The following is a 13,714-nucleotide window of genomic DNA, read 5'->3' as shown; positions in this document are numbered from 1 at the left end:
TATGCTCAGAATTCCTACCCACTGAGGTTTGTCGTGGCTGAAGAGAGCGACGAGGACAAAACAGAATCGCCCACACCCCACCGACTTGAAAAAGCGCGTGAAGAGGGGCAGATTCCGCGTTCGCGCGAGCTGACGTCGGTGCTGATGCTGCTGGCGGGACTGATGATCCTCTGGCTGGGCGGCACGCTGATGGCGCGCCAGCTGGCGGCGATGGTCGCCTCCGGGCTGCGCTTCGATCACAGCATGGTGAACGACAGCAAGCTGATTATCGGCCATATCAGCAGCCTGATCGGCCAGGCGGTTATGGCGCTGCTGCCGCTGATGGGCGGGCTGGTGCTGGTGGCGATCGCCGCGCCGATGCTGCTGGGCGGCATCGTGATCAGCGGCAAATCGATCAAGATGGACTTTAAAAAGCTCAATCCGCTGCCCGGCTTCGCCCGCATGTTCGCCGCGCAGGCCTGGACCGAACTCTTTAAGGGGATCCTGAAGGCGATTCTGGTGGGCAGCGTCGGCGGCTGGTACATCTGGTCGCACTGGCCGGAGATGCTGCGGCTGATCAGTCAGTCGCCCACCAATGCGCTGATGCACGGGCTGGGGATGATCGCCGCCTGCTGCGCGCTGGTGGTGCTCGGCCTTATCCCGATGGTGGGCTACGACGTTTTCTGGCAGCTCTACAGCTACTACAAAAAGCTGCGCATGTCGCGCCAGGAGATCCGCGACGAATTCAAACAGCAGGAGGGCGATCCGCACGTCAAAGGACGCATTCGCCAGGCGATGCGCGCCGCCGCGCGCCGCCGCATGATGTCCGATGTGCCTAAGGCGGACGTGATCGTGACCAACCCGACGCACTACTCGGTGGCGCTGCAGTACAACGAGAACAAGATGAGCGCGCCGAAAGTGGTGGCGAAAGGCGCGGGCGAGGTGGCGTTGAAGATCCGTGAGATCGCCGCCGAGCATCGCATTCCGCTGCTGGAGGCGCCGCCGCTGGCGCGCGCCCTCTACCGGCACACTGAAATCGGCCAGCAGATCCCCGGCGCGCTTTACGCGGCGGTGGCGGAAGTGCTGGCCTGGGTCTGGCAGCTGCGACGCTGGAAGCGCGAAGGCGGCCTGATCCCAAACAAACCGAAAAACCTGCCGGTCCCGGCAGAGATGGACTTTGCAGGAGAGAAGCGAAACGATGGCTAACCTGGCCGCAAAACTGCGTTTACCGAACAACCTGAAAGATACACAGTGGCAGGTGCTTGCCGGCCCCGTGTTGATCATGATGATCCTGTCGATGATGGTGCTGCCGTTGCCCGCCTTCATCCTCGATCTGCTGTTCACCTTTAACATCGCGCTCTCGATTATGGTGCTGCTGGTGGCGATGTTCACCCAGCGCACGCTGGAGTTCGCCGCCTTCCCGACCATCCTGCTCTTCTCGACGCTGCTGCGCCTGGCGCTGAACGTCGCCTCGACGCGTATCATTTTAATGGAAGGCCATACCGGCGCGGGCGCGGCGGGACGGGTGGTCGAAGCGTTCGGCCACTTCCTCGTCGGCGGCAACTTCGCTATCGGCATCGTGGTGTTCGTTATCCTGGTGGTGATCAACTTTATGGTTATCACCAAAGGCGCAGGGCGTATCGCGGAAGTGGGCGCGCGCTTTGTGCTTGACGGCATGCCGGGTAAACAGATGGCGATCGACGCCGATCTGAACGCCGGCCTGATCGGCGAACAGGAGGCGAAAACGCGCCGTAGCGAAGTGACGCAGGAAGCGGACTTCTACGGCTCGATGGACGGCGCCAGTAAGTTCGTGCGCGGCGACGCCATCGCCGGCATTCTCATTATGGTGATTAACGTCATCGGCGGCCTGCTGGTCGGCGTGGTGCAGCACGGCATGGATATTGGCCACGCCGCCGAGACCTATACGCTGCTGACCATCGGTGACGGCCTGGTGGCGCAGATCCCGGCGCTGGTGATCTCCACCGCGGCGGGCGTGATCGTCACCCGCGTCGGCACCGATCAGGATGTCGGCGAGCAGATGGTGGGGCAGCTGTTCAATAACCCGCGCGTCATGCTGCTTAGCGCCGGCGTGCTCGGCCTGCTTGGTATGGTGCCGGGCATGCCGAACTTCGTGTTTCTGCTGTTTACCGGCGCGCTGCTCGGCCTGGCCTGGTGGATGCGCGGCCGCGAGATGGAGGCGAAGAAGAATCCGGAAGCCGCCAGCAGCGCGGTGATGAAAGCGTCCGACACGCCAGCCAATACCGAAGCCTCGTGGACCGACGTGCAGCTGGAGGACACGCTGGGCATGGAGGTCGGCTATCGCCTGATCCCGATGGTGGACAGCACGCAAAACGGCGAGCTGCTGGGACGCATCCGCAGCATCCGTAAAAAGGTGGCGCAGGATGTCGGCTTTCTGCCGCCGGTGGTGCATATCCGCGACAACATGGAGCTGCCGCCTGCGCGCTACCGCATTCTGATGAAAGGGGTCGAGATTGGCAGCGGCGATGCCTATCCTGGCCGCTGGATGGCGATCAACCCAGGCACGGCGGCGGGCACGCTGCCGGGCGAGGCGACGGTCGATCCGGCGTTCGGCCTGGCGGCTATCTGGATCGACAGCGCGCTGAAAGAGCAGGCGCAGATCCAGGGCTTTACCGTGGTTGAGGCGAGCACCGTGGTGGCGACGCACCTTAACCACCTGATTGGCCAGTACGCCAGCGAGCTGTTTGGCCGTCAGGAGGCGCAGCAGCTGCTCGATCGCGTCAGCCAGGAGATGCCGAAGCTGACGGAAGATCTGGTGCCGGGCGTTATCACCCTGACGACGCTGCACAAGGTGCTGCAAAACCTGCTGGTCGAGCGCGTCTCGATTCGCGATATGCGCACCATTATCGAAACGCTGGCGGAGCATGCGCCGGTGCAGAACGACCCGCAGGAGTTGACCAGCGTAGTGCGCGTAGCGCTGGGCCGCGCCATTACCCAGCAGTGGTTCCCGGGCAATGACGAAGTGCAGGTGATCGGCCTCGATACCACGCTGGAGCGTCTGCTGCTGCAGGCGCTGCAGGGCGGCGGCGGGCTGGAGCCGGGTCTGGCCGACCGACTGCTGGAACAGGCGCAGGCCGCGCTCCAGCGGCAGGAGATGCTGGGCGCGCCGCCGGTGCTGCTGGTCAATCATCCGCTGCGCGCGCTGCTGGCGCGTTTCCTGCGCCGCAATCTGCCGCAGCTGGTGGTGCTCTCCAATATGGAGCTGACCGACAATCGGCAAATTCGTATGACCGCCACCATCGGAGGCAAGTAATGCGTTACCGGCTGTGGGGTCTGGCGCTGCTGTCGCTGACGGCGCTGCCGCTTTACGCCGCGTCGGGCGCGTGGCACGCCAGCGTAAGCGGCCCGCCGCTGAGCAACCGCGGCGCCTGGGTGAAGTCAAAGCCGCTGCATGCGCCGCCGGGCGTCTCCGGCACGGTGAATCTGATTAACTGGCGCTATCAGCTTACCGGCGCGGCGCCGTCGGGATTGCAGGTGAAGCTCTGCGGCGCGCAGCGCTGCGCCTCGCTGGAGGGCGGCAGCGGCGCGACGCGCGAGCTGGCCTCGCTGGATGCCAGCGAAACGCTCTATATGGTGTTCGGCGTGGCGGGCAGGGGCGCGCTGCCGCCGGGTTTGCGGGTGCTGAGCAGCGAAGTGATGGTGAATTACCAGAATTAAAAGCGGGGAAGGGAGAACCTAAAGCGCGCGCAAATGTTAGCTGTACGGATAGTCTGGTCCGAAGAGCAAAGCGTCCCGCGGCAGGGACAAAAACGTCGGGAGCGTTTTTGAACGGCGCAGAGCGCTGGCCCGTTACGGGCGCACCTCAGGGATGAGGTGCGTATCCCCGCGGGCCGAGCGCGCAGGGATGCCTTGAGCGACTTTGCGATCGGGCCAGACTATCCGTACCCGCACAAGCCTTAGCAAAAAACCCCGCCCTGGCGGGGTTTTTTGTTTGTTACATACGCTCGACGGTCTTGATGCCCAGCGTATCCAGACCCTGCTTCAGCGTCTTCGCCGTCAGCGCCGCCAGCTGCAGGCGACTGTTGCGCGTGGCGTCGTCCTCCGCGCTGAGGATCGGGCAGTGCTCGTAGAAGCCGGAGAACAGACCCGCCAGATCGTAAAGATAGGCGCACATCACGTGCGGCGTGCCGTCGCGCGCCACCTGGGTAATGGTCTCTTCGAACTGCAGCAGGCGCGTCGCCAGCTGCGCTTCGCGATCCTCGGTAATCACCAGCGGCGCGTCGATGCTGTCGACGTCGACGCCCGCTTTACGGAACACGGAGAGCACGCGGGTGTAGGCGTACTGCATATAGGGCGCGGTATTGCCCTCGAACGCCAGCATATTGTCCCAGTCGAAAATGTAGTCGGTGGTGCGGCTCTTCGACAGATCGGCATACTTCACCGCGCCGATGCCAACCACTTCCGCCAGCTGCTGCAGCTCCGCTTCGCTCATCTCCGGGTTTTTCTCGCGCACCAGCGCCAGCGCGCGATCGTGCGCCTCTTCCAGCAGATCGGCGAGCTTGATGGTGCCGCCGCTGCGAGTTTTAAACGGACGGCCGTCTTTGCCCAGCATCATGCCGAAGGCGTGATGCTCCAGCGGAACGGATTCCGGCACGTAGCCCGCTTTGCGCACGATGGTCCACGCCTGCTGCAAATGCTGATGCTGGCGCGAATCGATGTAGTAGAGCACGCGATCGGCCTTCAGCGTCTCATAGCGATATTTGGCGCAGGCGATATCGGTGGTGGTGTAGAGGTAGCCGCCATCTTTCTTCTGAATGATGACCCCCATCGGTTCGCCTTCTTTATTTTTGAACTCGTCGAGGAACACCACGGTCGCGCCTTCGCTGGTCACCGCCAGCCCTTTGGCGCGCAGATCCTCGACGATGCCCGGCAGCATATCGTTATAGAGGCTTTCGCCCATCACATCTTTGCGCGTCAGGGTCACGTTCAGGCGGTCATAAATCAGCTGGTTCTGGCCCATGGTGATATCGACCAGCTTCTTCCACATGGTGCGGCAATATTCGTCGCCGCCCTGCAGCTTGACCACATAGGCGCGCGCGCGCTCGGCGAAGGCTTCGTCTTCGTCGTAGGTGCGTTTCGCTTCGCGGTAGAAGGCTTCGAGGTCGGCGAGCGCGATCGCTTCATGATGCTCGTTCTGTTGCTTTTCCAGATAGGCGATCAGCATGCCGAACTGCGTGCCCCAGTCGCCCACATGGTTGGCGCGGATTACGTTATGGCCCAGAAACGACAGGGTGCGCACGGCGGCATCGCCGATAATGGTGGAGCGGACGTGGCCGACATGCATCTCTTTCGCCACGTTCGGCGCCGAGTAGTCGACGACGATGGTTTGCGGCTCAACGGCGGCGACGCCCAGGCGCGGCTGCGTCAGCGCCTGCTTCGCCTGCGCAGCCAGCCAGTCGCGGTCGAGAAAAATATTGATGAAGCCTGGCCCGGCGATCTCCACCTTGCTGGCGATGCCTTTCAGGTCAAGATGCGTCATCACGCTTTCAGCCAGCTGTCGCGGCGCCTGACCCAGCTTTTTCGCGACGGCCATAATGCCGTTCGCCTGATAGTCCCCAAACTGAACCTTGGCGGACTGGCGAACCTGGGGTTCACAGTCGGCCGGCGCACCGGCTAAAATCATCGCCTGACTGACTTTTTCGGAAAGAAGAGCCTGAATATTCACCGCATTACCTTCATGTGCTAAAAGGCTCATCTGCCGCGCAGAGAGCCGTTGTCCTCACTCTGCCGACGCGCCCGCAGGCCGTGCAGAATGGAAAAAAGAAGAGGGGAAGTATACGTGAAATGTCGCGTTGCGTCAGCAGCCGCCGCGCAAGAGAGCGAGCGGGGAAACGGCGTCAGGCCGGTTTCCCGAAACAGAGAGATTAGCGACGGCGAAGATGGCGACGAGGATTTTTGACGCTTTTGTCTTCACGCACCTTCCAGTGGCGGGAAATTGCAAATCCCATCAGTGCGATCAGGACTGCGACAACAATGAGCATGAACATAGAGCCATTCCTTGTAGTTGTGTTAGGACAAATTTATAAGAAAGGCGGTTTGGCTGCAATTGTTTGCCGGGCAAATAAGAGTTATCTTATTGTATAAATGAATGTCATATTTTTCATAGGGTTAATCAACTTTCATCCAGCAACTACTGGACCTGAAGAGGGGATAAATCCGAATTAAAAGGGTAAAATACGTGGTTTTGCGGCAAAATTACGGCCAAATCGGATGATTCTTAACATTTAATCGCGCCTGAGGCAGTGCTGGCGGGACTTTCTATTTATCAAAAATCGTAAATTAACTGAGATGTTTCATGACTTCTGACCCGATATTTCCCTGTGAATTACAGGACTTAGAGAGCGATCTGACGCGCTTCAGCGCGTCGTTGCAACAATTCGCCGATCGCCTCGGATTAAACTTAGCGGCGCTTGAGGCCGACCATATCGCGCTGCGCTGCCATCAGAACAGCACGGCGGAGCGCTGGAAGCGGGGGCTGACGGAAATCGGCACGCTGTTCTCCGAAGCGATCATCAACGGGCGGCCCATCTGCCTGTTTAAGCTGCATCAGCCTCTGCGGCTCAACGGCTGGCAGCTGGACGTTATCGAACTTCCCTGGCCTGGGGAAAAGCGCTATCGCCATGAGGGCTTTGAGCATGTAGAGATTGTGCTGCGCGGCGATCATCAGACGCTGGGCGTGCGCGCCATGGCGCTGCTTAGCGACGACGCGCTGACGCAGCCGGGCATTTCGTTTAAAACCAGCTCGCCGCAGGGCGCAAACGAGCGGCTGCCCAATCCGACGCTGGCGGTAACCGACGGGCAGACCACGATAAAATTCCATCCGTGGCGACTGGAGGAGATCGTCGCCAGCGAGGCGGGCTAAGCGCGCGCGGCGACGGCGGCGCGCAGCCGGTCGAGCGCCTCTTCCAGCGTGGCGTGGGTGCAGCCGAAATTAAAGCGCACAAAGCGATCGTCGCCGAAATCGCGCCCGGGCGAAAAGCCTAATCCCCGGTTTTCAAAATAGAGCGCCGGACTGGCGACATCCAGACCGCTGCACTCTATCCAGCCCAGATAGGTCGCTTCCGGACTGGCCATCGACAGGCCCGGCAGCGCGTTAACGGCGGCGTGCAGACGATCGCGGCTGACGCGCAGATAGGCGAGCAGCGCCTCCAGCCAGGCGTCGCCGCCGCGCCAGGCCGCTTCGGCGGCGACCAGCGCCAGAATATCGACCTCGGGCACGATACCGTAGCGCGCCTGCTTAAAGCGCGCCCGCAGTTCCGCGTTGGGGATAATCGCCAGCGACGCGCCGAGTCCGGCGATGTTGAAGGTCTTGGACGGTGAAATCAGGGTGACGCTGCGCTGGGCGGCATCTTCGCTCAGGCTGGCAAAGGGAATATGCCGCACGCCAGGCTCGAGCAGCAGATCGCAGTGGATCTCGTCGGAACAGACGATCAAATCGTGCTGGCGGGCAAAGGCCAGCTGCGCTTCCAGCTCGTCGCGGCGATAGACGGTGCCGCCGGGGTTTTGCGGGTTGCAGAGCATTAACAGCCTCTCTTTGCCGCTAAGCTGGTCAGCGGCCTCGCCGAGGTCGACGACCCAGCGTCCCGACTGGAGCCTCAGCGGCAGGGTGATCTGCTCGCGCGCCGCCAGCTTTGCCGCGCCGCGAAAAGGGGGATAGATGGGCGAAGGCGTGATTGAGCGCTCGTCGGGCGCGGTGAGCGCGCGCACCGTCAGGTTGAGTCCGCTCACTACGCCGGGCAGCACCACGATCCACTCCGGCTCTACTTTCCACTGGTAGCGCTGTTCGAAGCGCGCGATGGCGGCGTCGATCAATCCTGTCGGGCGGTCGCCGTAACCAAAAACGCCATGCCCGGCGCGGGTTTTTATCGCGTCGATAATGCAATCAGGCGAGCGAAAATCGGTGTCCGCGACCCACAAAGGAAGGACGTCCCGGTCACTATATTTGTTCCATTTGAGGCTATCGGTGTGACGACGGTCTATCCGTTGGTCAAAATTGAATGCCATGCGCTGGTTTCCACGTAAACTCATTGGGTAGTCAGACTAACTTATCGCCCTGTGTCGAGCCAGACGTCATGTAAAGGAGGAAGAGATGACCACACTGGAAATTTGCTGCTACGGCGTGGATTGCGCCATGACGGCGCAGCAGGCCGGCGCTGACCGCGTTGAGCTGTGCGCCGCACCGCGCGAAGGCGGCCTGACCCCGTCGTCCGGCTCGCTGGAAGCCGCGCGCCGTGAAATATCGATTCCGGTTCATCCTATCGTCCGACCGCGCGGCGGCGACTTCTGCTACACCGCGCGCGAATTCGAGATTATGAAGTCCGACGTGGCGAAAATTCGCGAAATGGGTTTTCCCGGTCTGGTGATCGGCATGCTCGATGAGGAGGCGCATGTCGACCGCTCGCGTATGCGGCAGATTATGGCGCTGTGCGACGGCATGCAGGTGACCTTTCATCGCGCCTTCGATCTTTGCCACAGTCCCAATCGCGCGCTGGATGAGTTAACCGCGCTGGGCGTGGCGCGCATCCTGACATCCGGCCAGCAGCAGAGCGCGGAAAACGGAATTGCATTATTAAGGGAACTTAATGAGCAGAGCGAAGGTCCAATCATTATGGCTGGTGCTGGCGTACGCCTGAGCAACCTGCAAAAGTTCCTGGACAGCGGACTTAGCGAGGTTCACAGCTCCGCCAGCCGCCTCGTGACCTCACCGATGCGTTATCGTAAAGCCGGTGTCTCCATGTGTTCCGAAGCCGAAATGGATGAGTTCAGCCGTTACTGCGTGGATAGCGATGTGGTGGAAGCCATGAAAAGCGTGATGCAGCTTAATACCGCCAGGGTAGCCTGAATCACCACAGATTTTGCCGCGCAGCACGCCTTATGACGTGATGTTTGCAAGTACCAAACCCCAGTTATCTTGCTGGGGTTCTTTTTATCCACAGAATTTTACCAGGCCGCGCCGGATGCCGCCAATACGGTTACACTCAGGTTATTGAGATCTCTGGGAGTTACACCATGAAACGCTCTCTGACTGCGGCGCTCGCGCTGGGTTCGCTGTTCGCTTCTCCCGCGCTGTGGGCCGCCGCCTGCGCGCCGCACAGTAAAGCCGTCGCCAGCAGCAACAGCTGGATTATGCTGGGCGGCAGCGCGAAAGGCGCGGTGCGGCAGGTGATCGCCGGCGAGTTCGGCAAAGATGTTGATTCGCAAAAACGCGTGCTTGGACAGTTCGATCCCTGCGGCATCCTCGAGGTGGCTGACGTCACCTTCGATAAAAAAGAGCACAACGTCGTGCTGAGCATGGAGCAGCATATTGCGCGCGTGCAGGGCGGCTGGGTAGCGGAGTACGCTTACCTGGTAAAGGTGCTGAAAGAGGGCAAAGAGCAGGTGATCGATAACCGTCAGGGCACCATTAGCTGGCTCACCGGCCAGCACGGCAATATCGTCACCGCTTCCGATAAATTCACCAGCATGGGCAAAAGCGGCTTTACCGACACCACCTATCGTTACGACGCGCAGCTGCGGCTGACCAAAAGCGTCTCGCGCGGCACCGACGCCCTGACCAACGGCGAAAGCAGCTGGCGCTGGAACCCGCAAGGGCAGGTGATCAGCGCGGTCACGGCGCGCAGCAAAGATCGCTATACCTACGATAAAGATTTCCGCGAATGGCAGCTGCACGGCACCGCGACCACGCCGGTCAGTTCGCTGCGTTCGGTTGACGAGTGCCAGCTATGGGACGAGGTGGGCAACTGCACCTTAAGCTATCTGCATGAAACCGAAGTGTTCGATAAAGGCACCATTGAGCGCCATCTCAGCGCCGCCTATAAATATCAGTACTGGGATCGGCCTGCTGACGCGGAGTAGCGCGCAGAAACAGCGCGCCCTCGTTAAAAATTTGTTAAAGTGAGCGGCGCCATTTTCAGGGAGAAAATTATGACCGTCACGCTGCTGTTCTCATTTTTATTCGCTATTACTATTTTGACGCTGACGCCCGGTTTTGACACCGCGCTGGTGCTGCGCACCGCCGCCGCGCAGGGCTGGCGACGCGGCAGCGCGACGGCGCTGGGCATCAACCTCGTCTGTCTGGTGTGGGGCGTCGCGGTGGGATTTGGTCTGGGCGCGCTGCTGCTGGCGTCGGAAATGGCCTACAACCTGCTGAAGTGGGTCGGCGCGGCCTATTTGCTCTATCTGGGCGTCAGGCTGCTGCTTAGCCCGCGCACGCAGCCGCTGCATGAAGCGGCGGCGGAACTCGCGCCGCAAAGCTATCTGAGCTGCTTCAACCGCGGCCTGTTCGGCAATCTGCTCAATCCCAAAATGGGCGTGTTTTACGTCACCTTTCTGCCGCAGTTTATTCCGGCAGGAGCGTCGGTGCCGCTCTGGTGCAGCCTGCTGGCGCTGATGCATATTGCGATTGGGCTGCTGTGGAACGCCGTCCTGATTGGCGGCAGCCACTACTTCGCCGCGCACCTGCGCCGTCCGGCGGTGCTCAAGGTAATGGACCGCCTGACGGGCATGGTGTTTATCGGCTTCGCGGCGAAGCTGGCGCTCTCGCGCCGCTAAGCGTCAGGGTTTGGTGGCGACCAGCACCGCGCGCAGCGGCGCCGGGTAGCCTTCCACCGTTTTGCTGGCGTCTTGCGGGTCGAGAAACTCGGCCAGCGATTCGCTGGTCATCCAGCTGGTGCGGCGCTGCTCATCGGTAGAGGTTACCGCATAATCGACAATTTTCACGTCGACGAAGCCGCACTTCTCCAGCCAGCTTTTCAGCGCCGGGGCCGACGGAATAAAGTAGACGTTGCGCATCTGCGCGTAGCGTTCGCCCGGCACCAGCACATCGCGCTCATCACCCTCGATCACCAGCGTTTCCAGCACCAGCTCGCCGCCGCTCACCAGCTGGTTTTTCAGCTGCAGCAGATGATCGAGCGGCGAACGACGATGGTAGAGCACGCCCATAGAGAAAACGGTGTCGAACGCCTGTAGCGTCGGCAGCTGTTCGATGCCGAGCGGCAGCAGATGGGCGCGTCGGTCATCGCCCAGCAGCTTGCGCACCGCTTCGAACTGGCAGAGAAAGAGCTGCATCGGATCGATGCCGACCACCAGCTGCGCGCCGGCGCCGACCATGCGCCACATGTGATAGCCGCTGCCGCAGCCGACGTCCAGCACGGTGCGGCCCGCCAGCGAGGAGATATGCGGCGCGACGCGCTGCCACTTCCAGTCGGAACGCCATTCGGTATCGATATCGGTGCCGTAGAGCGAGTAGGGGCCTTTACGCCAGGGCATCAGGTTGCGCAGCAGTTTCTCGATGCCCTGACGCTGACGATCGCTGAGATCGTCGCGCTCTGCGCTGACGCTGTGCAGCAGGTCGAGCTGCTGCGGCTGCAGCAGCGGCAGATGCTCAACCGACTTCTCCCAGTTGCGAAACAGGCCATGCAGATTCTCTTTCTGCCAGGCGGCGATCTGCGCCGGCAGCACCTCCAGCCAGCTGGCGAGCGGACCGGTGGCGATTTGCTGATAAAAACGGCCAAACTCAATCATTTCAACGCCACCAGCGAACCAAAGTTAAAGCACTGGAACCAGAGTTCCGCGTGAGAGAAGCCCGCCTGTTTCAGGCGCGCCTTGTGCGTCTCAACGCTGTCGGTCAGCATCACATTCTCCAGCATGCTGCGTTTCTGGCTGATCTCCAGCTCGCTGTAGCCGTTAGCGCGTTTGAAATCGTGGTGCATATTGAACAGCAGTTCGCCGACCTCGGCGTCCTCGAAGCTGAACTTCTCCGACAGCACCAGCGCGCCACCGGGCTTCAGCCCTCGCCAGATCTTCTCCAGCAGCTGCAGCCGCGCAGGGGGATCGAGAAACTGCAGCGTGAAGTTCAGCACCACCATCGAGGCGTTTTCGATGGCGATATCGCGGATATCGGCCTCAATGACGTTCACCGGCGTCTCGGCGCGGAAGGCGTCGATATGGCGGCGGCAGCGCTCGACCATCGCCGGCGAATTATCCACGGCGATAATGGCGCAGCCGGGCGCCTTGATATTGCGGCGCACCGAGAGCGTGGCGGCGCCAAGCGAGCAGCCCAGATCGTAAACCTGGCTGTCGGGCGTGACGAAGCGCTCGGCCAGCATGCCGATCATGGAGATGATATTTGAGTAGCCGGGCACGGAGCGCTGAATCATATCGGGGAAGACTTCAGCCACGCGCTCGTCAAAGGTCCAGTCGCCCAGCTTGTCGATGGGCGCGGAAAATAGCGTATCGCGGTCAGACATAGTAAATCCGGAAAGACAACGGAAAGGGCGCTATTCTGGCAGAAAGTGCGGCGGGCTGCACCCTTTACCCCCGCGGCCGGTCAATGCAGCGTCAGCACCAGCTCCCAGGGCAGATAGATAAGGTTAAATACCGCCATGCCGCACAGGGCGAACAGCGTCAGCATCATGCCATATTTGCGTCCGGCGAGCGCGCTGCGGCGCAGCCCCTGCGCATGCAGCACCCGGCCGGCGAAAAAGAGCAGCGCGGTCAGATGCATCATCCACATATCGGCGCCGTTCATCTCCATCATCACCAGCAGCAGCAGCGCCAGCGGAATGGTTTCCACCGCGTTGCCGTGAATGCGCATCGCCACGCGCAGATCGTGAAACCCGCCGTCGCCAAAGGCGACGCGATAGTGGCGGCGGTAGCGCACCACGTCCAGCGCGAACTTCATCACCATTAACACGCCCAGTACCACATATAACGCGCTTACCATGCTTATCCTCTTTTATCCGACATCAGAACAGCGACGCCTGCTGCGGCCAGGCGGGTCCGCTGCCGATACCGGCGTCAATCGCCTGTAGCTGCGGCCATAAACGCTGCACCAGCGGAAACACCTCGCCCATATCGGGCGTATGAATAAAAAACAGCGGGTCGCTTTCCGTCTGCCATTGTGCCAGTTTTTCGCGCCAGACCTGAAAAAATCGATCGCTCTCGTCCACGTCATCGCTGCCGATAAAGCGCACCATCGGCCGCTCGCCGGTGCGCACGGCGTGAGGCGGCACGCGCGGCTTTTGCTGGCGCGCGTGCAGGGCGGCGGGACTTTGCGAGGTTGAGGCGTGCGTCGGACGGCTGTCTAAAATCACCCGGTTGACGCCGCGCGCCTGCAGGCCCTGGTTCAGGGCGCGCTCCGCCTCGCCCTTGGCGAAAAAGTCGGCGTGGCGCACTTCGACGCCATAGCTGAAGCGGCGCGGCAGCCCGTCAAGAAAGCGCCAGAGATCGGCGAGCTGCGCGGGCGCGAAAGTCGCGGGCAGCTGTAGCCAGTACTCTCCGATACGGTCGGCCAGCGGATCGAGCAGCCGCAGAAAATCGCTCAGCAGATCGTCGGTGTGCCGCAGCTGCGCCTGATGGCTGATGGTCTGTGGAAACTTGAAGCAAAAGCGAAAGTCGTCATGCGTCATATCGCGCCAGCGCTGAACGGTGTCGGGCGCGGGTAGCGCATAAAGCGTGGTGTTGCCCTCTACGCAGTGGAACAGACGGGCATAATCAGCCAGACTTTCAATGCCCCAGCGTTTCCAGTGCGAATGCTGCCACTGCGGCAGCCCAATACGAAGCGTCACGGCCTCTCCTTTCCTGCTGGTGTTGCCCTATAGACTAGCCTGGTTGTCCGGGGGAGGAAAAACCGGCGACGAAATGCGCGGTTTGGCGCGGCTCTACTTATCCTGCCTGCCTTTTTCCATTATAATGG

Annotated in this window: 14 protein-coding genes; 7 read left to right on the top strand and 7 right to left on the bottom strand. The window is 61.3% G+C overall.

Annotated features, from left to right (window positions below; translation table 11 throughout):
- Window positions 1-33 precede the first annotated feature (33 nt).
- The 3 genes from flhB to flhE are packed head-to-tail and all read left to right on the top strand — an operon-like array spanning window position 34 to window position 3,675.
- Complete coding sequence (flhB, locus tag AC6I7Z_RS11655; protein ID WP_497814321.1) at window positions 34-1,185, top strand: flagellar biosynthesis protein FlhB; 1,152 nt, start codon at window positions 34-36, stop codon at window positions 1,183-1,185.
- Complete coding sequence (flhA, locus tag AC6I7Z_RS11650) at window positions 1,178-3,271, top strand: flagellar biosynthesis protein FlhA (RefSeq protein WP_497814320.1); 2,094 nt, start codon at window positions 1,178-1,180, stop codon at window positions 3,269-3,271. Before flhB ends, flhA begins: the two co-directional genes overlap by 8 nt.
- Window positions 3,271-3,675 (top strand): flagellar protein FlhE, encoded by a 405-nt coding sequence (gene flhE / locus AC6I7Z_RS11645; protein ID WP_497814319.1) that lies wholly within the window; start codon window positions 3,271-3,273, stop codon window positions 3,673-3,675. The genes flhA and flhE overlap by 1 nt, the downstream gene beginning before the upstream one ends.
- Window positions 3,676-3,952: 277 nt before the next feature.
- Here flhE and argS read toward each other — a convergent pair whose 3' ends face one another.
- Entirely contained in the window at window positions 3,953-5,683 is a 1,731-nt protein-coding gene (gene argS / locus AC6I7Z_RS11640; RefSeq protein WP_497814318.1) for an arginine--tRNA ligase, read from the bottom strand.
- Window positions 5,684-5,882: 199 nt separating this feature from the next.
- The gene (locus AC6I7Z_RS11635) at window positions 5,883-6,005 is read right to left on the bottom strand and encodes a hypothetical protein (protein WP_255729570.1); all 123 of its coding nucleotides are present in this window, start codon (window positions 6,003-6,005) and stop codon (window positions 5,883-5,885) included.
- Window positions 6,006-6,313: 308 nt separating this feature from the next.
- On the opposite strand from AC6I7Z_RS11635, the gene AC6I7Z_RS11630 reads away from it, so the two are divergent.
- Window positions 6,314-6,880: a VOC family protein gene (locus AC6I7Z_RS11630; protein ID WP_497814317.1), complete on the top strand. Its 567-nt coding sequence runs from the start codon at window positions 6,314-6,316 to the stop codon at window positions 6,878-6,880.
- Here AC6I7Z_RS11630 and AC6I7Z_RS11625 read toward each other — a convergent pair.
- On the bottom strand, window positions 6,877-8,022 hold the full coding sequence (locus AC6I7Z_RS11625) for a MalY/PatB family protein (RefSeq protein ID WP_497814316.1): 1,146 nt from the start codon (window positions 8,020-8,022) through the stop codon (window positions 6,877-6,879). The two genes, AC6I7Z_RS11630 and AC6I7Z_RS11625, sit on opposite strands and share 4 nt — an antisense overlap.
- Window positions 8,023-8,107: 85 nt before the next feature.
- Here AC6I7Z_RS11625 and cutC point away from each other — a divergent pair, with 85 nt between their 5' ends.
- The 3 genes from cutC (at window position 8,108) to AC6I7Z_RS11610 (ending at window position 10,569) form a co-directional block, all read left to right on the top strand.
- Window positions 8,108-8,860: a copper homeostasis protein CutC gene (cutC, locus tag AC6I7Z_RS11620; protein ID WP_497814315.1), complete on the top strand. Its 753-nt coding sequence runs from the start codon at window positions 8,108-8,110 to the stop codon at window positions 8,858-8,860.
- A gap of 167 nt (window positions 8,861-9,027) precedes the next feature.
- Entirely contained in the window at window positions 9,028-9,873 is an 846-nt protein-coding gene (locus tag AC6I7Z_RS11615; RefSeq protein WP_497814314.1) for an aliphatic sulfonate ABC transporter substrate-binding protein, read from the top strand.
- 69 nt (window positions 9,874-9,942) lie between these two features.
- Window positions 9,943-10,569 (top strand): LysE family translocator, encoded by a 627-nt coding sequence (locus AC6I7Z_RS11610; protein ID WP_497814313.1) that lies wholly within the window; start codon window positions 9,943-9,945, stop codon window positions 10,567-10,569.
- A 3-nt stretch (window positions 10,570-10,572) separates the two neighbouring features.
- Here the strand turns inward: AC6I7Z_RS11610 and cmoB are convergent, their stop codons facing one another.
- From cmoB to AC6I7Z_RS11590, 4 genes are all read right to left on the bottom strand, one after another.
- Entirely contained in the window at window positions 10,573-11,541 is a 969-nt protein-coding gene (gene cmoB, locus AC6I7Z_RS11605; protein ID WP_497814312.1) for a tRNA 5-methoxyuridine(34)/uridine 5-oxyacetic acid(34) synthase CmoB, read from the bottom strand.
- Entirely contained in the window at window positions 11,538-12,266 is a 729-nt protein-coding gene (cmoA, locus tag AC6I7Z_RS11600) for a carboxy-S-adenosyl-L-methionine synthase CmoA (protein ID WP_084882326.1), read from the bottom strand. The genes cmoB and cmoA overlap by 4 nt, the downstream gene beginning before the upstream one ends.
- 80 nt (window positions 12,267-12,346) lie before the next feature.
- Window positions 12,347-12,742 (bottom strand): MAPEG family protein, encoded by a 396-nt coding sequence (locus AC6I7Z_RS11595; RefSeq protein ID WP_048781320.1) that lies wholly within the window; start codon window positions 12,740-12,742, stop codon window positions 12,347-12,349.
- Between the two features lie 22 nt (window positions 12,743-12,764).
- Window positions 12,765-13,586, bottom strand: a complete 822-nt coding sequence (locus AC6I7Z_RS11590) for a DUF72 domain-containing protein (RefSeq protein ID WP_497814311.1) — start codon at window positions 13,584-13,586, stop codon at window positions 12,765-12,767.
- Between the last annotated feature and the right edge of the window lie 128 nt (window positions 13,587-13,714).

The organism is Pantoea sp. X-Soil-MYKO-1289, from assembly GCF_059730625.1.
The sequence above is the reverse complement of the archived record's forward strand: the minus strand, read 5'-3'. Positions and strand labels throughout refer to the sequence as shown.

Excerpts from the sequence above, each read along its gene's own strand:
- flhA (WP_497814320.1), top strand. The coding sequence starts at position 1,178 with ATGGCTAACCTGGCCGCAAAACTGCGTTTACCGAACAACCTGAAAGAT.
- flhE (WP_497814319.1), top strand. The coding sequence starts at position 3,271 with ATGCGTTACCGGCTGTGGGGTCTGGCGCTGCTGTCGCTGACGGCGCTG.
- AC6I7Z_RS11635 (WP_255729570.1), bottom strand. The coding sequence starts at position 6,005 with ATGTTCATGCTCATTGTTGTCGCAGTCCTGATCGCACTGATGGGATTT.
- AC6I7Z_RS11630 (WP_497814317.1), top strand. The coding sequence starts at position 6,314 with ATGACTTCTGACCCGATATTTCCCTGTGAATTACAGGACTTAGAGAGC.
- AC6I7Z_RS11625 (WP_497814316.1), bottom strand. The coding sequence starts at position 8,022 with ATGGCATTCAATTTTGACCAACGGATAGACCGTCGTCACACCGATAGC.
- cutC (WP_497814315.1), top strand. The coding sequence starts at position 8,108 with ATGACCACACTGGAAATTTGCTGCTACGGCGTGGATTGCGCCATGACG.
- AC6I7Z_RS11615 (WP_497814314.1), top strand. The coding sequence starts at position 9,028 with ATGAAACGCTCTCTGACTGCGGCGCTCGCGCTGGGTTCGCTGTTCGCT.
- AC6I7Z_RS11610 (WP_497814313.1), top strand. The coding sequence starts at position 9,943 with ATGACCGTCACGCTGCTGTTCTCATTTTTATTCGCTATTACTATTTTG.
- cmoB (WP_497814312.1), bottom strand. The coding sequence starts at position 11,541 with ATGATTGAGTTTGGCCGTTTTTATCAGCAAATCGCCACCGGTCCGCTC.
- cmoA (WP_084882326.1), bottom strand. The coding sequence starts at position 12,266 with ATGTCTGACCGCGATACGCTATTTTCCGCGCCCATCGACAAGCTGGGC.
- AC6I7Z_RS11595 (WP_048781320.1), bottom strand. The coding sequence starts at position 12,742 with ATGGTAAGCGCGTTATATGTGGTACTGGGCGTGTTAATGGTGATGAAG.